Origin of the sequence: Agrobacterium sp. rho-8.1 (assembly GCF_033957725.1) — a bacterium.
Lineage (GTDB): Bacteria > Pseudomonadota > Alphaproteobacteria > Rhizobiales > Rhizobiaceae > Agrobacterium.
The window spans coordinates 107,693-133,445 of sequence record NZ_CP192791.1 but is presented as its reverse complement, the minus strand read 5'-3'; the positions used below and the strand labels follow the sequence as shown (position 1 = coordinate 133,445).

Annotated in this window: 25 protein-coding genes; 9 read left to right on the top strand and 16 right to left on the bottom strand. The window is 57.2% G+C overall.

Annotated elements, in window-relative coordinates; all coding sequences use genetic code 11:
- Positions 1-53 precede the first annotated feature (53 nt).
- From RMR21_RS24390 to RMR21_RS24370, 5 genes are read right to left on the bottom strand one after another with little or no spacing between them, the layout of a single operon-like run.
- Entirely contained in the window at positions 54-1,289 is a 1,236-nt protein-coding gene (locus RMR21_RS24390; RefSeq protein WP_498672304.1) for a CapA family protein, read from the bottom strand.
- 45 nt (positions 1,290-1,334) lie between these two features.
- Positions 1,335-3,005 carry a dipeptide ABC transporter ATP-binding protein gene (locus RMR21_RS24385; RefSeq protein WP_498672302.1) on the bottom strand — a complete coding sequence of 557 codons (1,671 nt, stop codon included), beginning with the start codon at positions 3,003-3,005 and terminating at the stop codon, positions 1,335-1,337.
- Positions 3,002-3,886 carry an ABC transporter permease gene (locus tag RMR21_RS24380; protein ID WP_498672300.1) on the bottom strand — a complete coding sequence of 295 codons (885 nt, stop codon included), beginning with the start codon at positions 3,884-3,886 and terminating at the stop codon, positions 3,002-3,004. Before RMR21_RS24380 ends, RMR21_RS24385 begins: the two co-directional genes overlap by 4 nt.
- Positions 3,887-3,897: 11 nt before the next feature.
- Positions 3,898-4,875: an ABC transporter permease gene (locus RMR21_RS24375; RefSeq protein WP_498672298.1), complete on the bottom strand. Its 978-nt coding sequence runs from the start codon at positions 4,873-4,875 to the stop codon at positions 3,898-3,900.
- A 4-nt stretch (positions 4,876-4,879) separates the two neighbouring features.
- Positions 4,880-6,469, bottom strand: coding sequence for an ABC transporter substrate-binding protein (locus RMR21_RS24370; protein WP_498672297.1), 1,590 nt, complete (start codon positions 6,467-6,469; stop codon positions 4,880-4,882).
- A 588-nt stretch (positions 6,470-7,057) separates the two neighbouring features.
- Here RMR21_RS24370 and RMR21_RS24365 point away from each other — a divergent pair.
- Positions 7,058-7,252 (top strand): helix-turn-helix transcriptional regulator, encoded by a 195-nt coding sequence (locus tag RMR21_RS24365; RefSeq protein ID WP_498672669.1) that lies wholly within the window; start codon positions 7,058-7,060, stop codon positions 7,250-7,252.
- Positions 7,253-7,436: 184 nt separating this feature from the next.
- On the top strand, positions 7,437-7,643 hold the full coding sequence (locus tag RMR21_RS24360) for a hypothetical protein (RefSeq protein WP_498672295.1): 207 nt from the start codon (positions 7,437-7,439) through the stop codon (positions 7,641-7,643).
- Between the two features lie 15 nt (positions 7,644-7,658).
- On the opposite strand, the gene RMR21_RS24355 is transcribed toward RMR21_RS24360, so the two are convergent.
- Positions 7,659-8,848 (bottom strand): IS3 family transposase gene (locus RMR21_RS24355; RefSeq protein WP_498672293.1). Its coding sequence is split into 2 segments (ribosomal slippage): positions 7,659-8,596 and positions 8,596-8,848, totalling 1,191 coding nucleotides; the frame shifts between segments, so codons are not numbered across the junction.
- Positions 8,849-8,992: 144 nt separating this feature from the next.
- Between RMR21_RS24355 and RMR21_RS24350 the strand changes: the two genes are divergently transcribed.
- The gene (locus RMR21_RS24350) at positions 8,993-9,964 is read left to right on the top strand and encodes a hypothetical protein (RefSeq protein ID WP_498672291.1); all 972 of its coding nucleotides are present in this window, start codon (positions 8,993-8,995) and stop codon (positions 9,962-9,964) included.
- A gap of 75 nt (positions 9,965-10,039) precedes the next feature.
- Here RMR21_RS24350 and RMR21_RS24345 read toward each other — a convergent pair whose 3' ends face one another.
- From RMR21_RS24345 to traA, 8 genes are all read right to left on the bottom strand, one after another.
- Positions 10,040-10,594 carry a GNAT family N-acetyltransferase gene (locus RMR21_RS24345; RefSeq protein WP_498672290.1) on the bottom strand — a complete coding sequence of 185 codons (555 nt, stop codon included), beginning with the start codon at positions 10,592-10,594 and terminating at the stop codon, positions 10,040-10,042.
- Positions 10,595-10,719: 125 nt separating this feature from the next.
- On the bottom strand, positions 10,720-12,123 hold the full coding sequence (locus RMR21_RS24340) for a hypothetical protein (RefSeq protein WP_498672287.1): 1,404 nt from the start codon (positions 12,121-12,123) through the stop codon (positions 10,720-10,722).
- A 30-nt stretch (positions 12,124-12,153) separates the two neighbouring features.
- The gene (locus RMR21_RS24335) at positions 12,154-13,203 is read right to left on the bottom strand and encodes a class I SAM-dependent methyltransferase (RefSeq protein ID WP_498672285.1); all 1,050 of its coding nucleotides are present in this window, start codon (positions 13,201-13,203) and stop codon (positions 12,154-12,156) included.
- 226 nt (positions 13,204-13,429) lie between these two features.
- Positions 13,430-14,167, bottom strand: a complete 738-nt coding sequence (locus tag RMR21_RS24330) for a helix-turn-helix transcriptional regulator (RefSeq protein WP_498672284.1) — start codon at positions 14,165-14,167, stop codon at positions 13,430-13,432.
- A 69-nt stretch (positions 14,168-14,236) separates the two neighbouring features.
- Positions 14,237-14,866: a TraH family protein gene (locus RMR21_RS24325; RefSeq protein WP_498672282.1), complete on the bottom strand. Its 630-nt coding sequence runs from the start codon at positions 14,864-14,866 to the stop codon at positions 14,237-14,239.
- Positions 14,867-14,881: 15 nt separating this feature from the next.
- On the bottom strand, positions 14,882-16,051 hold the full coding sequence (locus tag RMR21_RS24320; protein ID WP_498672667.1) for a conjugal transfer protein TraB: 1,170 nt from the start codon (positions 16,049-16,051) through the stop codon (positions 14,882-14,884).
- A 16-nt stretch (positions 16,052-16,067) separates the two neighbouring features.
- On the bottom strand, positions 16,068-16,595 hold the full coding sequence (gene traF / locus RMR21_RS24315; protein ID WP_498672280.1) for a conjugative transfer signal peptidase TraF: 528 nt from the start codon (positions 16,593-16,595) through the stop codon (positions 16,068-16,070).
- Positions 16,592-19,894 (bottom strand): Ti-type conjugative transfer relaxase TraA, encoded by a 3,303-nt coding sequence (gene traA, locus RMR21_RS24310; protein ID WP_498672657.1) that lies wholly within the window; start codon positions 19,892-19,894, stop codon positions 16,592-16,594. Before traA ends, traF begins: the two co-directional genes overlap by 4 nt.
- Positions 19,895-20,150: 256 nt before the next feature.
- Between traA and traC the strand changes: the two genes are divergently transcribed.
- The 6 genes from traC to RMR21_RS24280 all read left to right on the top strand — a co-directional run bounded on the left by traC (position 20,151) and on the right by RMR21_RS24280 (position 23,786).
- Positions 20,151-20,447, top strand: coding sequence for a conjugal transfer protein TraC (traC, locus tag RMR21_RS24305; RefSeq protein WP_498672655.1), 297 nt, complete (start codon positions 20,151-20,153; stop codon positions 20,445-20,447).
- Between the two features lie 4 nt (positions 20,448-20,451).
- Complete coding sequence (traD, locus tag RMR21_RS24300) at positions 20,452-20,667, top strand: type IV conjugative transfer system coupling protein TraD (RefSeq protein WP_498672653.1); 216 nt, start codon at positions 20,452-20,454, stop codon at positions 20,665-20,667.
- The gene (gene traG, locus RMR21_RS24295; RefSeq protein WP_498672652.1) at positions 20,654-22,624 is read left to right on the top strand and encodes a Ti-type conjugative transfer system protein TraG; all 1,971 of its coding nucleotides are present in this window, start codon (positions 20,654-20,656) and stop codon (positions 22,622-22,624) included. The genes traD and traG overlap by 14 nt, the downstream gene beginning before the upstream one ends.
- On the top strand, positions 22,621-23,061 hold the full coding sequence (locus RMR21_RS24290) for a thermonuclease family protein (RefSeq protein WP_498672650.1): 441 nt from the start codon (positions 22,621-22,623) through the stop codon (positions 23,059-23,061). Before traG ends, RMR21_RS24290 begins: the two co-directional genes overlap by 4 nt.
- A 78-nt stretch (positions 23,062-23,139) precedes the next feature.
- Complete coding sequence (locus RMR21_RS24285) at positions 23,140-23,424, top strand: WGR domain-containing protein (protein ID WP_498672649.1); 285 nt, start codon at positions 23,140-23,142, stop codon at positions 23,422-23,424.
- Positions 23,425-23,507: 83 nt separating this feature from the next.
- Complete coding sequence (locus tag RMR21_RS24280) at positions 23,508-23,786, top strand: HU family DNA-binding protein (protein WP_498672647.1); 279 nt, start codon at positions 23,508-23,510, stop codon at positions 23,784-23,786.
- A 45-nt stretch (positions 23,787-23,831) separates the two neighbouring features.
- Here RMR21_RS24280 and RMR21_RS24275 read toward each other — a convergent pair whose 3' ends face one another.
- Together RMR21_RS24275 and RMR21_RS24270 are read right to left on the bottom strand one after the other, a co-directional pair.
- A complete protein-coding gene (locus tag RMR21_RS24275; RefSeq protein WP_498672646.1) occupies positions 23,832-24,140 on the bottom strand; it encodes a DUF736 domain-containing protein in 309 nt (102 codons plus the stop codon).
- 654 nt (positions 24,141-24,794) lie between these two features.
- Complete coding sequence (locus RMR21_RS24270) at positions 24,795-25,685, bottom strand: LysR family transcriptional regulator (RefSeq protein ID WP_498672645.1); 891 nt, start codon at positions 25,683-25,685, stop codon at positions 24,795-24,797.
- Between the last annotated feature and the right edge of the window lie 68 nt (positions 25,686-25,753).

The following is a 25,753-nucleotide window of genomic DNA, read 5'->3' as shown; positions in this document are numbered from 1 at the left end:
CAACATTTCAAACTTACGAATACATATCGGTTGTGCAAGGCATGTTCGCAGCCTCACAAACGCAACACCCCTACCCCGTCAACCAGTTCGATTTGGGCGCCAAGCTTTTCTGATTGTGTCTTGAACCGTCGAAGTATTCGATCCGCGCTCTCACCGGCAACAAGATATGGAACCAGTCTTTGCTCCAGCTTGCCATCCTGCAAGCCTTTGTCTCCACCTATGATGACGGGATGAAAATGGATGTCGATGAGAGTATTGTCGTGGCTGTAAGCGCAGATCCCGACCACACTCTCCCAAACCTCTGGCGCATGCCATGCGGATTTCTCCGACCGGACGTGGAAGATAAAATTGCCAAGGCTATAGAAAATCGGCCGCCGACGGTAGATTTCAACCGGTTGCAGCACAGGCGCGCCATGGCTGACGAACATCGCAGCGCCAGCGTCGATGCAATGCCTTGCAACAGCGCCAACCCAGTCGGGCACCTGATACCAGTCGGATGCCCAGTGGTGATGGTGAAGATAGGCAACAACCAGGTCACCGTCACTGGCGGCGGCTGCAATCGCCTGCAGATTGCGCTCGATGTCACGGCCATCGATCCTGACATTCCTGCCAAAGCTGCCGGATTTTTTGAAGATGGCTCGCCCGATCGCCAACTCGTCCTGCGGATGGATTAAGGGCGGGTCATCCGGCTGGCTATCATTGGTCAGATCTATGGCAGTGTAGCCAACCTTCTCCCTGATAGCGCGAAGCTGGTCAAAGGAGGGATCATCGACCTCGATCACCTGCGACAACCGCAGCCGGTTGACACCTGGCCGTTCAGGCCGGTCTTCACCTGGATCGGCGGCATACATAAAGTCGGGACCAGGCCCACCATCCATGGCAACCATCGCCACACGCTTTTGCCCGACCATTCCTCGGGCCGCCCGGGATGCCTCTGCATGATTGCGACCAAGACCCCCATGCAGGAATCCGCGTTTTTCGACCTCTTCAAGAGTAGAAAGAACGCCGGACGGTCCAAGGTCGAATGCATGGTTGTTCGACAGCGACAAAGCCCCAAAACCTGTATCGCGAAGGGCGTCCAGAACGAAAGGTTCACTACAGCCGAAAAAGGAACCTTTGAGTGGCCAACCTCCATGGTTTCCAAGGATCGTCCCCTCGAAGTTTGTGAAGGAAAGATCCGCCTGCCGAAGCAGGGTCTGAACTGCCAGAAACTCTGGCGCTCCCACAGTGCGGAGGTCGTGTTTGATGAGCGACTGGCCAGTGACGGCCAATGTGAAACTGTCAGTCATATGTCACCTGTTGTAACGGCAGGAGCCGTTTATGTCTGGAAAGCATCAGTTCGCGAACCGGCGCGGCCGGGCGTCGATGAGGGTGCGGGTGTAGGGATTTGCCGATTGCGAGAACACATGATCGCAGGAACCACTATCTGCCACGCGTCCATCCCTTAAGATGGTGACGGAGGTGCAAAGCTGCTGCACCACGGCCAGATCATGGGAGATGAAGACCATCGTAATGTCCTGCCCGGCGATCGTTTCCTTCAACAGGCTGACGATTTCGGCCTGTACCGACACGTCAAGCGCCGACGTCGGTTCATCCGCGATGATGATCTGAGGTTTTGCGAGCAGCGCCCGGGCTATGCAGACACGCTGTTTCTGACCGCCGGACAGCTGATGCGGATAACGGGTAAGAAATCCGGTGGAAAGGCCAAGTCGCTCCATCATTGCGGCTGCCTCGTTTGATCCTGCCTCGATTGGCCGGGCTCCACCAAAACGGACGCTTTCGCGTAAAGTCTCGCCAATGCTTCTCCTCGGATTGAGCGACATCGCCGGATCCTGAAAGATCATCTGCACACGACCAAGCAGTCCGCTGCGGTGACCGGATTTCGACACATCGAATGCCTGTCCGCCGAGCGTGATCCTTCCCGCGGATGCCGTTTCCAGTCCAGCTAGGATGCGGCCGAGCGTCGTCTTGCCACTGCCGCTCTCGCCAACGATGCCGGTGATTTCGCCCCGCGGCAGGTTTAGGCTGACATCGTTCAGGGCATACCTCGACGCACCCTGCCCTCGCCCTTGTGGCCATGACAAGCCTCGCGAGGCGAAGGATTTGGAAATACCTTCTGCAACGAGAAACGTGTCACTTTTCTCTCCCTGCGCAGCCGGTCTGTTTACGTTGTCTTGCGCCTTCGTACGGTCGGCTAAAATCCGCAACCGTGGAACGGCAGCGAGAAGGCTACTTGTATAGTCGTGTGTCGGGGTATCCAGGATGATCGCGGTGTGATCCTGTTCAATGACCTGCCCCTTTCGCATTACCAGAACACGATCTGTGACTTCAGATACAACGCCCATGTCATGGGTGACCAGTATGATCGACACCCCCGTCTCATCGACAAGTGTTCGCAGCAATTTGAGGATCTGTTTCTGCACAGTGGCATCCAGAGCCGAGGTCGGCTCGTCGGCAATAATGATATCGGGTGATCCGGCCAAGGCGATGGCGCTCACTGCCCGCTGCCTTTGCCCGCCAGAAAACTGATGCGGGTAGTGGCTGTACCGTCGCTGCGGATCGGGTATTCCGACCTTCGTCAAAAGCTCGACAGCACGGCTCCGTGCCTCGCGTCGCGACAGGGAGATATCATGGGCGAGGATGGTTTCCTCAACCTGCGCACCGACACACATTAACGGGTCAAGCGAGGCGGTATGATCCTGGAAAATAGCGGATACCCTGCACCGCCGTATCGTGTCACGCGGTTCTCCAACAGCATTGATGGACGTCCCATCGAGCTCGATCGTTCCCGACACCTGTTTCATTCCCGGTGGCAGGAGGCCGAGCACAGCATTTCCCAATGTCGACTTTCCGGCCCCGGACTCTCCGATGATACCGAGTATTTCGCCCCGCCGGAGTTCAAAACTCACATCATTCAGAACCGTGGAAGAACCTGACGCTGACACATGGTCCAGACCAAAATTGCGCACCTGAAGCAGGGGGGATGTTACCAATGTCACTGTCATACTGAATAGCTCCCTGGATCGAGACGGCGACGATCATCCTCACCGACGAAGTTGATGCTCGCGATCAGGCCGAAGAGAGCAAGACCGGGAAAGAGGCTGATCCAATACTGGCCAGTCAGAAGATACTGAAAGCCGTTGGCGACAGTTGAGCCAAGCGAGGGCCTGTCGATCGGAACACCAAGCCCAAGAAATGACAGTGTAGCCTCAAGTGCGACTGCATGGCCCACCTCGATCGGGATCAAGGTCACGGCTGGTGCTATGCTGTTTGGCAAGAGATGCCGGAAGATGACCCGCGAGGTTGGTAACCGCAGCAGCCGTGCCGCATCCATATAGGGTTTGTTCGTCTCGCTGAGTGCCACACTGCGGGCCAGCCGTGCATAGGTCGCCCATTGTGCGATCACCAGCGCCAGAATGATGCGGTCAATGCCGGGGCCAAGGGTGACGATGGCAATCAATGCAACAAGAATCGTCGGAAGGCTGAGTTGCAGATCGACAAGCCGCATAATAGTGACGTCCACCCACCGGCCAAAATACGCAGCGCTGACACCAGCCGTAAGACCGATCAGGGCCGCGATGGCAGCACTTGTAACTGACACCACCAAACTGATCCGTAAGCCATAGAGTATGGTGCTGGCGATATCCCTTCCAAGACCATCCGTGCCGAGCAGGTACAGATATCCGCCACTGCCGACAGTGCCGGGGGGAGATGATGCTTCCCACCCATATATCTGCAGCGGATCATAAGGGTTTTGCGGCGCGATCACAGGCGCTGCTATGGCCGCGAGAACGAACATTGCGAGCAGGATTTTCGAGAGGCTTACCTCATACCCCCAAGGACGGATATTGAAACGCTTGTTCAGGGCTTGAATGTGAGCTTTCATATTGGTCACTTTCACGAGGACAGACGCACGCGCGGATCGAGCACGGCGTAATAGAGATCAACGAGCGCGTTCAGCGCCACGAATACGACAGCAATCAATGTCAGCATTGCCATCACAACCGGCCGATCAAGCAACTGGATGGAGTCGATCAGCAGCTTGCCGACACCCGGCCATGAAAAGATCGATTCCACCACGACGGCAAAAGCCAGCATGCCGCCAAACTGCAGACCGATGATTGTGACGATCGGAACACTGATGTTCGGCAAGGTGTGGCGAAATAGGATTCGTCGTGGGGAAATCCCTTTGGCGCGGCAAAACCGCGTGAAATCCTGCGTTTCGACTTCGATTGTGCCCGAGCGCGTGAGGCGTGCAATGAGGGCGATGTTGGGTATAGCAAGCGCCAGCACCGGAAGGACGAGATGCCACACTCCATCCATCGTCAGCGTGCTCCACTCCCGTCCGAAAAGGCTGAGCGTTGCGCCCCGGCCCCCGGCTGGAAACCAGCCCGTGAGAATGGCACCCATCAGGATGAGCATCATGCTCAGCCAGAATGACGGGATGCTCAGCGCAAAAACACTGCCGCGCAGAATGGTCCGATCTAACATCGTTCCGTTGTTTCGTCCCGACAGAAGACCGAGACCCACTCCGGCCGTTGCTGCAATTACCATCGCCACACATGCCAGTTCCAGCGTCGCAGGCAGCTTGCTCATTACCAGTTCGAAGGCTGGCAGGTGGTAAATATATGAGGTTCCGAAGTTGCCGCTCAGGGCGTTTCGAAGAAAAACGCCATATTGGTGCCAGATCGGTTGATCCAGTCCAAGAGCGATCGTCGCACGACGGATATCCTCCGGCGTTGCCGTCTCGATGTTGACGACATTGAACACCGGATTACCAACACTGTGAATGCCAATAAAACCGATCAGCGACATGGCGAAGAGCAAAAGCAAAGCCTGTGACAGCCGTGCAGATACAACGGATATGAGACCCATGTTCCTACTCCGTCGCGGCAAGCGCTTGCATCGCGGTCGTCCATCCGCGGGGATGCATCACGTAGGAAGCAACACGCGGGCCATAACCGACAATGTGGTGGAAGTGATAGAGCGGAATGATCGGCTGGTCGGCCATCACAAATTCGGTTGCCCTGGCAAGCGCTTTGTCACGCTCAGGCCCATCCTGTATGCTTTCTCCTTTTGCAAGCATCTCGTCGAAAGCGGCATTACGATAGTGACCGAAGTTCAAGGCCCCGGTACCAAGCTTGGGGTTCGGGGATGCTAGAAGCGAACTAAGTATAACGTCCACTGCCTCCCCAGATGTTCCACCATACCATAGGCCATAATCGCCAGCCGCCCGCTTGGTGTTGAAGACAGAGAACGGCGATGTCGTCGGCTGAACCTTTACTCCAATGCGCGCCCAGCTCTGGGCGATTGCCTGAAGGCTTTCGCCATCGCCAGGATAGCGGCCTGCTGGGCCTGCCAGCACGACCTTGAAACCATCAGGAAAACCAGCTTTTGCCAGGAGGGCTTTCGCTGCATCGTAATCCGGTGCCTCAGGTTTCAGGTTCTGCGATGTTCCGGGCAAGCCGTTGGGAAAGACCTGTGATGCAGCAGTGCCGTAACCGGCAAGAATTTTTTCGACCATAACACCACGGTCGGTTGCCAGACCAAGAGCGCGGCGCACCTGTGGGTCCCTGAACGGATTTGGTATCGGCGCCCCGGATGTATCGGTCACGCCGGGAAGCGTCTCTTTCTCGACGTCGAACTGCAAGAAATTAATACGCGCAGCACCAACGCTGGCAATCTTCGGCCCACGCTGCGTCAGAGACGCCACGTCGCGTGCCGGGATAGCGTCAGCTATATCGACATCACCGGTCGTCAGCGCCGCGACGCGTGCGGCAGGACTTTCCATCACCCGAAAAGTCACGGTCGGCCATGCAGGTTCACCGCCCCAGTAATCATCATTTCTTGTGAGTTTCAGCGTCTCGCCGGAGCTCCAGCTCTCGAATTTATAAGGCCCTGTACCCACCGGGGCGCGATTTGCGTTGAGTTCCTCCGTTGTCTGAAACCCTTGTGCAGGTCGCTTCATCACGAAAATCGAGGAGAACATCAGGGGTAGATTGGGAACACTGCCATTCGTGTCGACCACCACGGTCAGAGGATCGGGGGCTGAAACAACTTTGATACCGTTCACGTAAGAGCGAAAGCCGCCGCCCGGTGATTGCAGGAAATCTCGGATACGCTCGATCGAATAAACAACGTCATCAGCTGTAAATGGAGCGCCATCATGAAAGTGAACATCCCCCCGAAGCTTAAACATCCACTGCGTATCGGACGTCATAACCCATGAAACGGCAAGACCAGGTTTCAGCGCCAGCTGTTCATCCTGGTACACCAGCCGCTCAAAAATATGCGACAGAAGCGAAGTGTTCTCGTTGAGGTTTGCGTAATGTGGATCAAGCGTCATCAACTTGTAAGACGTCGCGATCGTGAGATCATCTTGCGCCTGTGCGGATAGAACGCTTCCAAGCGTGAAAGATGTCACCAACGCAGACAAAACAAGCTTACGAAATTGATTTCCCGGTTGCATTGAAGAGTTCCCTTTTGTTGAATTGTCGGTAGCCGGAGCCAGCGCGGTGGACTGCGTCCACAGCGGCATCTTTTGCCGGAGGAAGTTCTGGAAGATCAGATTTGTGTGCGAGGAATAGTCGCGCTTGAACCGCGATCCTGACGATAAGTATTCCCGGATCTCGGCACTGACAGCGACGAGCCCTTTATGGGAAAGCAACAGGTCAGATGTCGCGTCATTTGCAAAGGTGACTTGCTGGAATTCTGCTGCGGATCATGAGTGCCACGATGTACAATTGCTCCTACCGCGTCACGAAAAACGTCTGTCGAGACGTCTGTTTTGGCGGCCCGCTTACAATTTGAGAGGACTATGCCCACGAGAAAGGCGTTGAAATCTCTCAGGGTGACGGTAGACAAAGTTCTGCTATTATCGGAATCAGTCATGATCCGAGCTCCATACAGCTTGGTAGTGGTGAGATCGGTTAGATGTCGACGCATCAGACCGTTCGCTATGCGGTGTTTATTCCCTACAAAATGACAGAAGTCAATCAGAAAGTTTGCCTTGACCAGCGAGAACCTCACAATTGAACAATGCCGTGGCGCGCGGGCTATGTTGGGCTGGAGCCAAGCACAGCTTGCTACTGAATCGAACGTTTCTCGTCAGACAATCGCTGATTTTGAGCGAGGTGCGCACATACCAATCAACAACAATATTTTGAGTATTATAACGGCTTTTAAGAATGCAGGGATCGAGTTTATAAGTGAAGAAGGAGTAGGCGTCCGCTTCAAGAAGTCGAAAAGTTAACGAGAACATTTTTAGAATTGATGTTGTTGGCCAGATACCTCTCACCGTTGATTTACACCAAGCTTCTCCCATTTTTTTGGCATCCTTAGGCCAGCTATCGGGGAAAAAGTGGAGAAGTATTTTCACACCATCAACGAGTATCTCCAACCTTTGGGGGAGAGGTCATAAATGACGGAAAATCTTCGTGAAAAAACTCATTTCCCTGATAATCTTGGCAAGCTTCTCCTGTTTCAACCTACCCTCTACAACTCGCGCCGAAAGTGCCGTAACTGAACTGCTTCAAAAATATCTGGCCAATGGCCGCATCGGTGAAGCTGACGAGCAGATGTTGGCTTTAGCTACCAAAGCGACCAAAAATGCTGACGCACAGTTGGGGCTTGGTCTCGTCTGACCTGCCACTGAAGTTTCATCCGGCTGCGATTAGAGCCTCAGCGGTTTTTGATACGCCAAATGGCGCGGTGGGAGCAACCGGCGGAAACGCGAAGCTTCCACTTTGCTTAGCGTTGAAGCCGGTTGCGGCGATGATCCCGGCATAGTTCGCCGGGGTCTGGTATCCGAGCGATGAGTGGGGCCGGAAGTTGTTGTAGTCGTCGGCCCATTCCGCAATGGTGCTGTGGGCATGATCGAGACCAAAGAACAAACTTTCATTGAGCAGTTCGTCGCGCATGCGGCCGTTAAAACTCTCGACATAGCCGTTTTGCATCGGTCTTCCCGGCGCAATGTAGTGCCACTCAACCTTGTGATCCTTCGACCAGGCAAGGATGGCATTCGAGGTTAGTTCGGTCCCATTGTCTGAGACAATCATGCCGGGCTTGCCCCGTCGCTCGATAAGGGTCGTCAGTTCTCGCGCGACACGGCGGCCGGAGATCGATGTGTCCGGGATCGCCGCCAGGCATTCGCGCGTGACATCGTCGACCACATTGAGGACACGGAAGCGTCTGCCGCAGGCGAACTGGTCGTGGACGAAATCCAGCGACCAGCGGGCATTTGCCTTGGCTTCGACGAGGATCGGCGCACGCGTACCGACAGCACGACGCCTCGCTTTCCGCTTGCGCACGGAAAGACCTTCCTCGCGATAGAGCCGGTAGATGCGATTGATACCAGACGGCTCTCCGTCTCGTCGAAGCAAGACGAACAATCGACGATAGCCGAACCGGCGGCGCTCATTGGCCAGATCGCGCAACTTCGCTCGCAGCTCTAACTCAGGTGGTCGACTGGATTGATAACGGACCGTCTTGCGGTCGGCAGATATGATCTGGCAGGCCCGCCGCTCCGAAAGCCCCATTGTGACCTTCAGATGCGTGACGGCTTCACGCTTGGCGGCAGGCCCTACCATTTTTTTCCAAGAAGCTCACGAAGAGCGGCAACATCCAGCATCTGCTCGGCCAACAACTTCTTCAGCTTTGCATTCTCGTCCTCAAGCGCCTTCAGACGCTTGGCCTCCGACACCTCCATGCCGCCGTATTTGGCCTTCCAATTATAAAAGGTCGCCTCGGAAATACCGTGCTTGCGGCAAAGATCAGCGGCCTTAACGCCCGCCTCCTGCTCCTTCAGCACACCAATAATCTGCTCTTCCGTAAATCTCTGCTTCTTCATAAGTCCGTCCTCGATGAGCCGGACTATAATCGAATCTGGAGGAAATTCTCAGTGGCAGGTCACGTCCGCTCGGCGCGAGCGTTCGAAAAGCTATCTCAATCGCTCTACCGTCATGGCTTTGGTTCCAAGTCCGATGGATATGAGATGTTTCTTGGGGGTGGTTCGAGCGAAATTGCCAGAAACGACAATCCCGAACCCATCACATACGAACAATTTCGCGGCATTCTCGCGACTTTCATCGCTGATCTGAGTGCTGCCGACAATGCTCTCGCGGCCGTTGGTGACAAGCCTGCAAAGTTGAAAATCGATCTCTCTATTGCGCACTTTGATTGGAATGGCGACGGGAAGGTGGGGTCGGAAGACCACATTGGACGTCTTGTCTCGAATAAGGACGAGAATGGCGACGCTGTCCCGTTCATTGTTGGTTTTGACACCGCCGACGCAAAATGGCTTCAAGGGTACGACAATTTGCTGATGGCTGTCGCCAAGGCGTGGCTTTCCCATGATTTTTCCGAAAGCTGGAACGGCAGCTTTGGCGTTGTCTTTCCGCGGGCTGTCTCGACTATGTCGCAAGCCAACGGAAAAGGCGCCGAAGACCCTACGATGTTCGGCGTCAACAAGGCACAGGCAGATGATCTCGCCGACTTTGTTACCTTGGTTCATACGATCCGCTGGCCCGTTGCTGACAAGGTCATGTGGGGAGAAATGCGCGATCACCTAAAAAAGGTCATTGTTCTTAACCGAGAAACCTGGGCACTCATCGACAGGGCGACCGATGACGATCATGAATGGTTGCCGGGGCCAAAACAAAAGAGCGGTGTCCTGCCGTCCTTTGACGTCACGCCTGAACGCATTCAGGCATGGCTCGCAGTGCTCTCGCAGTTTGAAGCAGCCCTTGATGGGAAAATTCTTGTTCCTCACTGGCGCTTTGACAAAGGCGTTAACCTTGCAAAAGTTTTCGAGGATCCTAGGCCGCTAGATCTTGTGCTCTGGGTAACAGGACCGGCTGCTGTTCCATTTCTGCAGGATGGCACTGCTATGAGCAGCGATGAATGGAATCAAATCGCCACCATCTTCGAAGGGAATTTCGCGGCCTACGCTTTCTATTTCAATTAGTGGGTATTCCCACTGGAATGCATCCCCCACTATCAGAGCGCTTCGGAGCCGAAACAGGCTTCCCAACTGTCGGATTTAATCGGAAAAATTCTCGTGACCATCTGCACAACGGACATGCGTAGATTGGCCCCCGAGCAAGCTCATCATGCGTATCTCAGCAATTTCCCTACCGTCATCCAGAAATCCGCTGGGATTGCAACCTATCTCTAGAAATCCATGCTGCCGGTAGAAGCGTAAAGCAGCTGGATTTTCGGCGCTGACACTGAGTTCGATCTGCGCTACCCCCTCTTTACGCGCAAAATCCAGCACAGCATCCAGAAGATTTCGAGCGAGACCTGTGCCGCGAAAGCTGCCACGTATGTAGACCATCACAAGCTCGGCACGATGCCTCATCTTTCTCGGACGGTAGCGCAGTAGTCCCATAATACCGACTGGCTGACCCTGATCAATTGCGACAAAGACGGGATCGTTCAGCCTTTGACGCCATTCCTCGTTCGATCGTTTTTCCCAGTCCTCGACATGGCTGGCAAAAGAAGCCGGCTCCTTTCGAAGAGCTTCCAGCCGAATCCGCCGGAAAACATCAACATCTTCGGAAAACATACGCCTGATCAACAATCGATCGACTTCCATGAGGGTCTCCGGAAATAAATCATCCTTGCCAAGGTGGGAATTTCAAACGTGATTTGGCATTTTTCGCCGAACGCGTTTGTCGTTGCAAAGATTTCCAACTTGCAGCCCAACAGGTCACGCAAAAACTAGGACCACTGCCATTCGACGGAGCCACGGTGGATTTTGTTATCACTGATATCCGCTGAAATTTGCGCCCATATGGGATCGCTCGTGAAACTAACCATATCTCCGGCACTATCCATGAGAGAGCAGGCAGCATATTTAGCAGTGCCCCCCGCAAATCCCTGCTCTTCTATCTCCACGAGCGGACTACCATGCTTTGGACGCAAGATACGATGGCCCCACATGCCTGGCATGACATCGGCACGCATCGCTTCAAGAACTTTGAAGTCACCTGCGGATTCAAGCGCGGTAGCAACAACATGCCGCATGAGGGGGTAATATACTGTCTGGCGGCATCCTCCGAGGACACGAACGCCGGGAAGCATTGACGTGACGAGAAACGTCATCAGGAGGTTCGGGACGAGTTTCCGTTGACGCAACGCCGTTGCAATGCTTTCAGGGTCTAAGCAGACTTCAAATTTCCAACGAGATTCACCTGAGAGTACACCCCGCTCCAAGCGCAGAGGAAATATCCTGCCGTCCTGAAGCCCCCAGAATAGATCGGTCGTTCGCCGAACCCATCCTGCCCACGTCCCAGAGTTCAATTTTTCAATCGCGCGCAAAATGCTCTTTGGGAAAGAGAAAGTGTCCATGAACTGCGACGACAACCATGATCCCTGATCTTCCAGATGGTCGGCCACGAGATCGGCAATATCGATATCGTCAAGTTGCAACACGCTGAGAGAGGCCGGAAACGCTTTCTGCCACAAGTCTTGATTGGCGGCCTTGATCGCCTCCGCCGCAGACGGAAAAACACCATCTGGTAGAACAGCCTTCAACCGCGTCACCGCGTCGCTTGAAGCGTTGGCGCCATTGGATGTTATCAACTCAAAACGATATGGCCCATTGAACCCGCAAACACTGTGGGGATCCATCCGGCTTCGGGATAGACCGAAAACATTCACATACTCGTCACCAACGGTCAGCCACCCCGGGCCCTTTCTGGACTTTTCCGTGAACTTTACCGTCGAGCAGCTGTAACAGAGGTGCCAGCGGCGAGCATGGGCAGAAAGACCGAGAGCGCTGAACACATGAGTGTAATAGGCATCTGGATCGATCAGCAAATGGCAATGCGGCCCGGTCTGGATAACAGGGAATTGCGCGACCTGCCGGCTCGCATCTTGTGCATCGATCTGGCAGAAACCTGCCCTAATGGCCGCAGCCTCGATTGTTTTTTGTAGCCGTGCCATCGCATGCTGGCGAATATCATTTTCGCCGCGCACGACATCATCGTAGACAGTATATGCGTAATCCGCGAGCGGAAGCGCCCAAAACCGTGCAAGTTCGGGCATAAGGACGGAGAGTGTTTGCCGCACATGTTCGGCAGTCGTGAATTGCTGTTCAGCGCTGAAATGCTCTTGGCTCATTTCATAACTTTCAAACGAGGACGCAACCGTTCACACTGCACGTCGTACGGTCTGAGGCATCCGCCAGGACCAGCCCGGTGGTATGGGGTCACTCTCGTCATTGATCAGAATAAATGGCAGTTGCTCGTAACAGAACTCCTTGGGTACCGCCGGGTTTGTCATCGATGTGACCAAAGTAGATATGGATTGCTTCGAGTTGGATGAGACAATCGTGTAAAAATTTCCGCTGTTCCATGTAACGACGCTGTAGCGGAAGAACGATTTCAGAGCAGATCGCGATGTCTCCAGATCGACCTGAAAATCAAACATCAAATCCAGAACACCGCGCTTTTTCTCGATGATCTGGTCTGGTGCAAAAAACCTCGTCTTGAAGACCGAATCCTTTTGATGCTCACGCTCACGATAGGCGTCAGGGTCTGATTGGAGAAGCTTCTGCACCTGAACCAAAATGCCGTTATGCCGAACCCGTTGCGCTATGAAGCCGATCTGATTTTTCCTGTCGCGCCCGTACATCTGGAACGTCGTATCTTCAAGCAGTATGTCATATCCGTCGCGGAAAGGCTGAAGCGTATGATCGGCCGCATACCGCTGATCGTCCAGTTCGAAGAAGGGACCGTGATAGAAGCTCGCGTGGTCGCTGCCTCTGTTGGCAAAAAAACAGACGCGATTGCCGTTTGTGGGGCTGCAATTGATCGTTTCGATGCGCCCGTCACCCAGCTTCGCCAGCGCGCGTGCAAGCGTCCCGGCACCAGCACCCAATGTGTAGATCGTCGCGGCACGGCCCATGCGCGCCCATGTCTCAAGCCCGAACGATAAAATCGCGGTGGCCAGACGGCATTCCTCTTCGAGACGATATGGAATGCTTGCGAAATAGTGGCTGTCGAAATGTCCCCAAAGACGTCTATGGGTGTCCCAGAATACCATGGCGTCAAGATCATGCGCCAAAAGATCCACCTCAGGCTCCGGCGCTCCGATGTGAGGAGCGCCATCGATCCCACTGGCTGTTCTCTCAAAAAAGCTTGCAAATGCGTTGAGGCGCGGAGCCCTCTTCCATGCTTCTATGGTCGTGCTGTTCACCATGATGCGATCCTCGACACCGAGTCCAAAACAAGCGCCGCCCCGCTCCATTTTCGAAGTGGCAAAATTCATGGATCAACCAGAGGGTTGAGCTGAGGCGGAACGTGATTGCACAGAGTTGATCGACGGTGCGGCTGACTGCAATCTGTTGACTTCGACAGATTGACTTGCAACTTTAAGGCCGCAAACAGCCTGGGATTGCTGGCCGCGAACGTACAATCCAGTGTGGTTAGATACGGATTACTTCAAGAAAGCTCGCTCTTGCGATCGCTTGATAGATCGTTGCGGCATCAAGTTTGCGACGGGCTGATCCAAGATAAAGTCGCACGGCACTTTCAGACAATTGTAAACTGTAGGCGATGCGTTTTGGGACCACACCTCTCCCAAGCAGTTGCAGGCACTCCTGTTCACGTCGGGAGAGTTTTCGGTAGGCACTGGTAATCCGTAGACCCGACACGGTAAGAACCTGCTCATGCAGGTAATGCGAAAGAAGCTGAAGATCGTGTTTGCTCGAAGCACATAGTTTCAGCCATTCTTGTCTTGGTAAGTTTGACGTTGCGGAAAACAGGCTACGCTGTCCGCCGGGACCTCTGACCGGAACAGTAAAACCGTGCCATCCAATGCTAAATTCGCGTGCTTCCTTGAAAAATTGCTTGGTCTTTGGAGACTTTCGATCAAGTCGCGACCAGTCGACAGGGAGAATACCGCTCTGACAAATATCGAGGACTGGGTCGAGCGCAAAATAGTTCTTCTGGATATACCGAACCGTCCATTCCTCCGGATATGTTGTGCAGTGGAACGGATAGAGGTTTGTGTGACCAGGTGACTGGACCAGCAAAAAAACCAGATGATCGAATTCATAGCGATCTCGGATATCGGATATTGTCTTATCAAGCTCTGTTTTGCTGGCCACCCTTTGCAGGGCGGTTAACGACACGGACAATTTCGAGGGATGTCGATTTTCCATATGTAGTCCTTTAGCAGCCCGGATCGTGACACTCGTCGTAACGTCGCGGGTGCATGGCACAAAAGCGGTTTATCTGGTGTCACCAATCCCGGACAGATCGACGCGTATGCCCGCCCGGTCCGGGTCATTCCCAGGTTTGGCTCCAGAGGAATTCTGGCTTTCATCATTTCGACGCGGATTTTCGACGTCCTCAACGATCTGGTCCGCAGGGACTTGGTCGACCGGCTCAATTGTTGAATGCGCGGGCTCCGCCGCCCGAAAAACAGCAGTCCCCTCGAAGTATCCCGTCTGCCAGGCGATGATTGCGTCATCGAACACCTGTGGCAGGACATCCTTGGCGGTCGGGTTGCCATACCATTTGGTGACGACCCGATAGACCTTGGCGAAGAGTGCCGTGCCCATGCGCATGTTCTCGCAAGCATCAACCAGGTCCGCCTTCATCTGGCCCGCCTCCACGATGCCGAGCCCAGCAGGATATTGCGTGATCCCGACGCGAACGGTGTTGCGGCCGAGGTTGTCTCGGATGAGCGCCAACGCCTCCTCCGCTGTCCTCGGCGCGGGTACGAGCACCACTCGGTAGCCTGAGCGAACCGTGACCGCGAGCGGATCCGGTGCCCCTGCCCGCTCGATGAACTGTTCGACGATCGCCGGCTTCAGGCCGGGATAGCTGCATTCTTTGATGAGAGCGGCATCAACCATCACGAATATCTCTCCTTACGTATTGAGCGCTGTGACGACGGGCAGTGCGAACAGTTTTGCCCAGGCGACCACGCTCGCGTTCTGAATGGCGACGATCGACGTTCCCGCGGTCCACCATCCGTTGCCCGGGGCGACGATTGCGGTGGGGGAATGCAGCATCGACTGCAGGACCGGCCAGAGGAGGAGCTGTTCGTAGCAGATCAGCACGGCGACCTTCCGGCCATCGTTGTGCACAACTGGACTGCCAAAGAGGTTGGCGCGGGCTCCACCATCCTGCCCGGTCCATGCCCGCCATGGCTGCCACATGGACACCGGGACCGGCATGCGTTGGCGATAGATAATTCGTGCCTCGTCAGCCGAAACCGTCACCAAGACGTTGTCGTAGCCGCCCGGATCGATGACGGCCGCGCCGGCGATCACAGTGAGTTCCGAGCCCCGCAAGCCTTGGCTCCAGAGCTTTTCCACGGTCGGCGTCCAGAGGCCGAGCGCGCTTTCGGGAAGAACCACGAAGCGGCTTTCCACTCCCGCGACCGCGCGCACCGTTGCGATCAGGTCGCGGTGATAGCCGAGCGAGCCGTCTCGTCCGAGTTTTTCACCCATTTCGAGGTCGACACCCTTCCATCCTTCCGGTAGATTCGGTGATGTCCACGTAGCGGCGGACCAGAGCCAAAACCCTCCCAGGATGATGGCGGCAGCCGGCCAACATCGTGATGTCATTATCGCGAGGCCGGCTGTCATCGCGACCAGCCCCCACCATCCCCATCCCGGAAAGAGCACACCAGTAGCGGTGAGCGGATGCGCCCAGCCGGTTATGCCCAGGGGCGGCAGGCCTAAGAGCATCGCCGCCGCCAGATAGCGCGCCGCCATTGCCATTCCCGTTCGATCTACTTTCGGAAACTTGCCTTCCGGCCGCGCCTTCCAGAGCGCCGCATGCACGCCGGCGAAAGAGAGTGAAGTAGCTGTCCAGAGCAGAAGCCCAGGCCAGAGATCGGCGCCATAGAAGGTGGCGACACCCTGCGGCAGCCCACGCGAGGCAGCCAGAAAGTATCCGGCCGACACGAACACCGCCGTCAGCCGCGACGGCGACATCGCCCATAGCGTCGGGAACAACACAGCGACAGGAAGGGCCAGCACATGACCGCTCCAGGCAGTCCAGCCGCAAGCGACGGATACCGCGATGAGCAGGCAGGGTCGCCGCCAGTTATGGATCGAACGTGAGGACCGGCCGCGCCAGGCCGAGAAGGCCCGTGTCGGGAACCGGTCCAAAATACCGACTATCATAGGAGCTCGCAAAGGATGAGTGAAGAAACAGATGTCTCAGTGGCACGATGCCGGTTTTGAACGGTGTGATCGGCCGGCCCTCGCCATCGCTCGCTCGAACGATCGATGAGGCAAGAGGCCTGCCGTCGACAGTGACATTTGCGCCAATTCCGAAGTGCTGTCCGGGAAGTGCCGCCACTGTCTTGATCAGCGGCGCAAAGCCACCGGGGCAGAGGCCACGCCTGACATAGCCGCGGCGGCGTGCCTCCTCGAATGACGCGGTCGCCGGTGGGCAGATGAACACGAGATCGCCGGCTGCGACCGGACGCTGCAGAGCGACGATACGCCAGAGCCCAAGCGGCTCGCTCGGTGTCAGGTTCAAACGAAAGCCGCCCATATAGGCGATTGCCGCCAGACCAGCGATCATCACGCCCGCGCCGGCCAGGAACAGGAGCGCGCGCCGCCTCATTGTTTCATCACCGGCGTCTGGCGCTGGGCGAGACGCAAATCCTCGACTTGGCGCAGGGTCTGGGCGGTGCGCTCGTGAGCGGCGAGCTGCTGGGACGTGCGCATGATCGGCCAGGCCTCCTTCAGACGCTCCTTCTGCTCGGGCTGCATCCCGTCGGAGAGTTTGTCGAAGAGCTTTCCGGAGGGTTCGCGCGCGGCATTGGTGAGCATGGTACGCTCGCCAAAGCGTTCGGTGACGGCTTCGTTGAACCTGTCAATTTCCAGCTTGGTTTCCCGATTGCTCAGTGCATATCCAAGAGCCGCTGGCAGATCGTTGCGGTCGATCGCATCACGCACGCGCTCCAGCATCACATGTGCTGCCGGCGACAATGCTGGGATGTCGATCGACACGCGCTGTCGCAATACCTGCTCGTCCGCCTGCAGCCGCTGCACGGCGGTCTCGCGCATCCTCAGATACTGCTCGAGATCGCGCTTCAGGGCCGGAACATTGAGGTCTGCAACGCGACGGTCCTCGCGCTCAGTCTTGCTGGCAAGAATGCCGGTCTTGCCCCTTAGCGGTCCGATCGACGCCGGGGCGGTCGTCAGCGTCTGAAGCGCCAGTTTGGCCGTTTCCTTATCCACGAGCACCGCATTGAAGTTCATCGCCCGGAAGGCAGTCTCCGGATCGGCAAAGACGTAAGAAAAACGGGTCGAGACCTCTTCCCATTGTTTCTTAAGGGCTGGATCGGTGTCGAGCTTGTGCTCCACCGTATCGGCGACGGAACTGGAAAATGTCTTGATGCCTGCGACCATGGGCGCGGCCTCCTTCATCGTTTGGGATTTCGGGGGATGGTGCAGACCGAGACGCTCTGCAAAGACGGCAAGGCGCTGGCCTAGATCGACCAATTTCGTCTTCTGGCGCAGCGTCCAGTCAAGTTGGTCGCGTAGCAGCGTCCGCGCCACCTGGACGATGTTGAGGCCGCGACTTTCCGCAAACCGCAGCGCCTCGCGGTAAAGCTTTCCGCGATCGTAATCGAGCGTGGTCTCCTTGGTATTCTTTCGGGAAAGGACCTTGGCCAGGCCGCCGTTGAAGGAGAAGGACCGGTGGCCGTAATAAAGCTGCAGATCCTCGCGATGGCGGGTCATCGCCACATAGGTCAGATGCCGGTCGAGGGAGAGGCTTGCCAACACCTTCACGCGGTCGACGGTGGCGCCTTGGCTTTTGTGGATCGTGGTGGCGTAACCATGATCGAGATTGCTGTAGAAGCGTTGCTCGACGATGACCTGCCGGCGCTGATCGCCCTCTCCCACGACAGCAACGATCCTGTTCGGTGCGACTTCCACGACATGAGCGATCATGCCGTTCTTGACGCCGAGCGATCCTTCGTTCTTCAGGAAGACGATCTGGTCGCCCGCGTCGAACTGCCTGACACCGTCAGCCGTTTTGAAGACATGGCCCTCACCGACAATTCCGCGTTCGACGAGTTTTTCCCGGGCCATAATGTTCAGCATCCGCACGTCACGACGCAGATGCGCGAGGATCAACGTTGTCTTTGTCTGATCGTAATCATGGTTCCAGTCACCGATCAGCCGCTCGACCGCCTCGGCCTTGAGGCGCATTCCCGTGATCCTGGCATTGGCATCATAGGCGGTCAGTGCCTTTTCCACGTTGCCCCGGGCCAGATCGAGTGATGCCTTGCGCATCCAGTCCTCGCGCTGGCGATAGATCGTCTCGAGTTCGGCATAACCGATGCGGTCGACGATGGCGCGGAAGGCAGCCCCTGCCTCGATCGGCTGGAGCTGTTCGGGATCGCCGACCAGAACGATCTTGGCGCCTGCCCTGACGACGGCATCGACAAAGCCGGCCATCTGTTTTGAGGCAACCATGCCGGCCTCGTCCATGACGAAGACTGTCTTGTCATTGAGAGCGTCACGACCACGGTTCCAGCGCAGCTCCCAAGACGCGAGCGTCCGGCTTTCGATGCCCGCTTCCTTCTCTAGCCCCTCCGCCGCTTTGCCGGCAAGCGCGCCTCCGACGACACGATATCCGGCCAGTTCCCACGCCTCGCGGGCTGCCTTCATCATCGTGGTCTTGCCGGCGCCGGCACGTCCAACCACGGCCGCGATCCGGGCGGACCCAGCGATCAGCTCGATCGCGGTTTTCTGCTCTTCCGAGAGCCGTTCATGCCGCCGGAACGTGGCGTCGAGAGCAGCTTCGGTGACAGCATGGCCGTCCCGGTTCGACAGCCACAATGCCTGCCGCACCATCGTCGCTTCCAGCCGGATCATCGCCCGTGTCGAATAACGGGCCGGCACCTTTCCTCCGGTCGCGAACTCGATCGTGTCACGCTGCAGCCGGAGTACGTCCGGGTTCAGGAATATGCGTAACATCAGTTGCTGGAAGACAGCCGGGTCATCGACATAGCGATGCAGAACCTTGGCCACATCGCGTTCATCGAAAACGCTCTTCTCTCGCGTGATCAGGTCAAGCACGATGGCTGGATTTTTCAGAATGCGGCGGATGTTCTCCGATCGCCGGTGTTCGTTCAGTTCGATCCGTTCGAGCTCCGGCCGGACTCCCTGTTCTTTCGCCTTGCGCTCGATGGCTTTTGCCCCGACGCCGAGATGAATGGTGGGTTCAAGCTCGATGCCCTGCTTCTCATAGGAACGGCCGTCGATACGGAGATCGATGCCGCCAAGCGCCAGATGATGGTTGAGCCGCTCGAACCATCCATCGCGTAAGGAATTGAAGTCGTCGGTCGAACCCGCCCAGAGCTCATAGAGGATTTTCCCGGACTGCGTGCGGACCGGCTGACCGTCCTCGCCGGTCACCGCCACCTTCTTCGACCCGAACCCGTCCTGGGTCAGCGGACGCAATGTCGTCATCAGATGGATGTGCGGATTGCCTGGATTGTCGTGGTAGACCCAATCGGCAACCATACCCTGGGCGAGGATGTGCTTTTCCACGAAATCCCGGACCAGTACAATGTTCTGCTCCGGAGATAGCTCCAACGGAAGCGCGATTGTCAGGTCCCGGGCAAGCTGCGCATCGGAGCGCTTCTCGAACGCCTCGACCCTGTTCCAGAAGGCTTCCGACGCTCCGGCGACAGAGCGGTCGGCGATCATCGCGCGGACCCATTTCGAAGCATCGGCCGGGAGCAGGAATTCCTCATGCACAAGCCCCTCTTTCCGAGTGTAGTCGATGGTACGGGCCTCGCGCTCGTATTCCATCTTCGCGCAGTGCCGATAAGCTGCAGACAGCACCACACTGCGGCCACTGCTGCGGCTGACGATGCTGGCTGAGAAATGGGCGATGGCCACGGCGGTAAAGCTCCCGGTTTGAACGTCATCGTCGGGAGCGGTCGGACCATGGTTGGCCCCTCTTTAGGCACCTATGCAGTGCGTCGCGTCAGCGACGTATAATTGCGCCCTTGGATCCGCTCCTTCGGAACGGCGGGATCATCCTCCAAAGTGTCGGCTTTGCCGACGTGCAGATCTGCACATTCCTTCGGACGTGCTTTTGAGGAATCTTCCAGCGTGAAGAACGCCGCAAGATTTTCAGGGAGATGCGACCGGAATGAAGAAGCCTTCATCGAAGATCAGGGAAGAAATCGCCAGATTGCAGGATCAGCTGAGACAAGCAGAAACACGCGAGGCCGAGCGCATCGGCCGGATCGCGCTGAAGGCAGGCCTCGGTGAGATCGAGATCGAGGAAACCGAGCTACAGGCTGCGTTCGAAGAGATCACCGGACGGTTTCGCGGAGGCAAGGCGGCTTCGACCGGGAAGAGAAATGCTGGTGACGGCAGGACAGCAGGCGAGACGGTCACAGCGATCGAGACTGGCGCTGCTGCGGGCAGCGGTCGTGAGGCTTGAACGGATGGCCCGCACGATGACGGCTGATGCACGCAAGAAAGACACGCGCGAGAAAATCGAACTCGGTGGCCTGATCGTCAAGGCAGGACTGCGCTACGAGAAGCGCGCACTCCTGCTCGGCCTACTGATCGACGCAAGCCGCCGCCTGAAGGGCGACGATGCCGAGCAATCGCGCCTGACAGTGATCGGTGCGGAGGCGTTTGGTCGTGACGGTGAGTAAACTGTTCCTCGCCGTCATCCCGGCCACGGCAATGATCGCCGTGGTGGTTCTCATGCCGGGGATCGAACACTGGCTGGCCGCGTTTGGCAAGACCACGCAGGCCAAGCTGATGCTCGGGCGGATCGGTCTCGCGCTGCCCTCTGCCACCGCGGCTGCAATCGGCACGATCTTTCTGTTTGCGGTGAATGGGGCAGCGGGTATCAAAGCAGCAGGATGGGGTGTCGTCAGCGGAAATGGAGTGGCAATCCTGATCGCGCTGCTACGTGAGGGAATTCGCCTGGCTGGGATCGCTGGCGAGCTCCCGAAAGGACAATCCGTGCTCGGATATGTGGACCCCGCAACCATGCTTGGCGCATCGACAACCTTTCTCGCCGGCGTCTTCGCACTGCGCGTCGCGGTGTTAGGGAACGCGGCTTTCGCAAAAGCCGCACCACGGCGGATCGGGGGAAAGCGAGCGGTGCATGGCGAGGCCGACTGGATGAAAGTGCAGGAGGCTGCAAAACTTTTCCCCGATCCAGGCGGCATCGTCATCGGCGAACGGTATCGCGTCGATCGCGACAGCGTTGCGGCGTTGTCGTTCCGCGCCGACGATCCGTCGACCTGGGGCGCGGGAGGCAAGAGCCCGCTCCTGTGCTTCGATGGTTCCTTCGGCTCGTCGCATGGCATCGTCTTCGCCGGCTCCGGCGGTTTCAAGACGACGTCGGTAACGGTCCCGACCGCACTCAAGTGGGGTGGTGGCCTCGTCGTCCTCGATCCGTCGAGCGAGGTCGCGCCGATGGTATCGGATCATCGCCGCAAGGCTGGCCGGAAGGTGATCATTCTCGATCCCTCGGCACCAAGTGTCGGCTTCAACGCGCTCGACTGGATCGGGCGACATGGCAGTACGAAGGAAGAGGACATCGTCGCCGTCGCAACGTGGATCATGACCGACAATTCGCGATCGGCCTCTGCGCGCGACGATTTCTTCCGGGCATCGGCCATGCAGCTTCTGACCGCCCTGATCGCCGACGTCTGCCTGTCGGGTCACACGGACGAGGAAGACCAGACCCTGCGCCGTGTGCGGACCAATCTTTCGGAGCCGGAACCACAGCTGCGGGCGCGCCTGACCAATATCTACGAGCAGTCTGGATCAGATTTCGTAAAGGAGAACGTCTCGGTCTTCGTCAACATGACGCCGGAGACGTTTTCCGGTGTCTACGCCAATGCGGTGAAAGAAACCCACTGGCTGTCTTATCCGAACTATGCTGCGCTCGTCTCGGGCGACAGTTTCTCGACCGACGATCTCGCCGATGGGGGAACCGACATCTTCATAGCGCTCGATCTGAAGGTACTGGAAGCCCATCCCGGACTGGCGCGTGTTGTTATCGGATCGCTGCTCAATGCCATCTATAATCGAAATGGCGATGTGAAAGGTCGCGCGCTCTTCCTGCTCGACGAGGTCGCAAGGCTCGGCTATCTGCGCATCTTGGAGACCGCGCGAGACGCCGGACGCAAATACGGCATCACGCTGACGATGATCTTTCAGTCCATCGGCCAGATGCGCGAGGCCTATGGCGGGCGGGACGCGACAAGCAAATGGTTCGAATCCGCGTCGTGGATCTCGTTTTCAGCGATCAACGACCCTGACACTGCCGACTATATCTCGAAACGCTGCGGCGATACGACGGTCGAGGTCGACCAGACAAACCGCTCGTCAGGGATGAAGGGATCGTCGCGCTCACGCTCCCGGCAGCTCAGCCGCCGGCCGCTGATCCTCCCGCATGAGGTGCTGCGCATGCGCAGCGACGAGCAGATCGTCTTCACATCAGGCAATCCGCCGCTCAGATGTGGTCGTGCGATTTGGTTCAGACGTAAGGACATGAGCGCGTCCGTCGGAGAAAACCGCTTTCACAAGCAAGCCACAGAAGGGGTGAGAAGCTATAATGCCGCTCCAACGACAGATACTGAGGAGACATGACATTGAGACATTTTGCGCCTATTGCACGCCTATCCCTCTTCGCCGTTGGCATCCTTACATCTGTTGCCTCAGCGTCGCCAAGCAGCGCAAGTGAAACCTTTTCGATGTGCAATGGCAGCCATAGGATTACCTGCGTGGTGGATGGTGATACCTTCTGGTTTCGAGGCGAAAAGATCCGGATGGCCGACGTCGACACGCCGGAGCTCAGCCCGCCGAGATGCGAGCGCGAACGCCAGCGAGGTCTTGCGGCGAAACAGCGTCTGCTAGACATTCTGAATTCTGGTCCGCTCTCGTTCAAGACGACCGCCAGGGATGAAGATCGCTTTGGGCGGAAGCTCAGGATCGTCTACCGCGAGCGACGATCGGTCGGGGATATTCTCGTCGCCGAAGGCTTAGCCCGGAAGTGGCAAGGATCGCGCTGGAGCTGGTGCGAATGATCCGGGCGCCGACGGATCACTGTTGTGAATCGATGATGCCCATCCGATTCAAAACTCTCATTGGACGGCAGATTCCGAATGCGCGATTCTGCTCTTATGATCACACAGCCCTACCACCTCTATGTCGAGCGTATCGCGCCGGAAAAAAACATGGCCCGCTTTTATGCGTTGGCTGTTCAGCCGACATTGTTTGGCGAGGTGTCGCTTGTTCGCGCCTGGGGTCGGATCGGTACGCGCGGACAACAGATGGAACACCTGTTCGACAACGAGAGCCAAGCCATCAACCTGTTTCTCGACGTGCTTCGCGAGAAGCGCAAACGGGGCTATCGGCCCAAACCACCTGTGGACATCAAGCGGATCTGACCCTCATCCCCATCGTCGCCGATGACAATCCGGTCATAAGCTGGCACGGATTTTATCTTTGACAACAACATGCGAGGAATTCCATGACCACCACCAATGAAATCGCCGACAAAATTGCAGCCGACAACGGCATGACGAAGGTCCAGGCCAAGGGCATTGTCGAGGCCGTGTTCCAGGCCATCGTCGATGCTGCAGGCTCGGACGCTGAAACCTCAATCCCAGGCTTCGGAAAGTTTAAGGTGAAGGCATCGCCTGAGCGAGAGGGCCGCAATCCTGCGACCGGAGAAAAGATGACGGTCGCCGCTTCGAAGAAGCTGACCTTTGCGCCTGCAAAGGCGCTCAAGGATGCACTGAACAAGTGATCCCTGACGTGGAGAGCCCCGCCTTGGCGGGCGGGGCTTCCAGTCTCAGTCCCGGTTCGACCGGGACCAGATGAGGGAGAGGCCTTCCTCGCCTTCGACCTCGATCAGCGTTGCGTAGATCGGGGCCGGGAAGCTCGGGTCATCGAGCTTCACCGAGAGGTAGTCGCGGCCTTCGTTCGAGGTCTTTTTCCAGGCTGCACCGAATTCCGTTGCTCCCGCGAGGATGCGATAGTCAGGACCTTTGTCGGAAGTGCGCTCGACGGTGCGGATGGTTGCCTTGACGTTGAGGTTGAGGGTCTTGATGGTGCCGGAGAAGCCGTTGCCTGAAGCGGTGAAAGAGCCGATGGTTGCCATTGTCGTAATCCTTTTCGGTTGTTCGGGCCGCGTCCATCGCGGCCTCGATAGCAGTCGATAGGACCGGGGACGATCGGCCTGCACCTGAAAGGCCGAAACGGAGTGGAGGACGGCCAGGGAGCGGCTTTCTTGGTCACCGCGAGGAATGGGCGCTTCAGCGCACAGGGGAAGAAAACGATCCGGCCGTTGCGGATGCCGATCGAGCCGAGCATCGCGAGGCGGTCTTTGGTCAGACATGCCCCATCGAGACCGCAGTGGACGTGCAAGTTGGCAGATACAGGGGTACGGCAATGGCATCATCGGGTGGCGACCGATGGGAATCGATGCATCGCGCTCACTAGCCCCGAACGACTGGTCAAAGCCAACGACTGCATCTAGGAGATTGCCGGGAACGCTGCATTGCTTCCTCGGGTTAGCTCGTCGTGGCATAGTGCCTGGATAACAATACCGGGGGCGTGCTCATGCCATTACTCGCAGCTTCAGACGCACCACATCTCCGGCCAGAAGACCAATGGGGCCGTTTGTTGCTCGAAGTTTTCGCCGATCAACCCGTTCTCTAATCACGAACGATCGGGTCGCGAGGAGCAACCCGGCCACCAATAGACTTCACCAAATTTAGCCCTAGCTTAGCGTCACATCCGCGAGCCCGGTCCCTCACCTGCCAATGTAGGCCGCAAGTTCATCGGGCCTTCCGGTTGGGAAAGCCTGCTTCAGAAAATCCAGGAAGGCGGAGACACGCGCGCTGAGCAGTCGCCGCGACGGGTAAAGCGCCCATAGTTCGATCTCTGAGCCCTCGATATCGCCCCAGTGCAGCAAAGTGCCGTCAGCGAGATCGTGGCTGACCAGCGAAATCGGCATACGAGCAGCGCCAACGCCCGATCGCACCGCATCCCGAACCATGATGAGTGACGACAGGGCGAGGATGGGCTCGATCCTGATCGCCGCGGGTCCTTCTGAAGTCAGAACGTTCCAGCTTTGCCGATCGCCGGCCCCGCGCACGACAGCTGGCACTGAGAGATCGGCCACTGGGCGGGGAAGATCGGGGCTTGCCACGACGACCAGGCGATCATGCAGAAAGGCTCGGCCGACAAGACTTTCGTCTGCGTCCGGATTGACCCGGATGACCAGATCATACCCCTCCTCGATCATGTCCACGGCTCGGTCCTCTGTCGTGACTTCCACCCGCACGTCGGGATATTTCAGAGCAAAGCCCGCCGCAATCCTGCCCATGGCGGTCTGCGAAAACAGGAGCGGCGCGCTGATCCGTAACCTGCCGCGCGGCTTGTCGCCACCCGCCGCGATGGTGGTCGCCGTTTCGTCGAGCTCCGTCAGCAAAGCGGCTGTCCGCTCATGAAGGGCGCGTCCCTCCTCGGTGAGTTTCAGGTTGCGTACGCCCCGTTCGAACAGCCGAAGCTGAAGGGCAGCCTCCAGTTCTGTCACCCGTCGAGACAAGGTCGCTTTGGGGCGGCCGGACGCCCGCGACGCTTTGCCGAAGCCACCGTAACGCGCGACAAGATTGAAATCGGCAAGGGCGACGAGATCCATAATCGTTCCACCTGTGAGACGAACTGTCTAATTCAACAGTCTATTGGTTTGATAATGATCCAGCCATA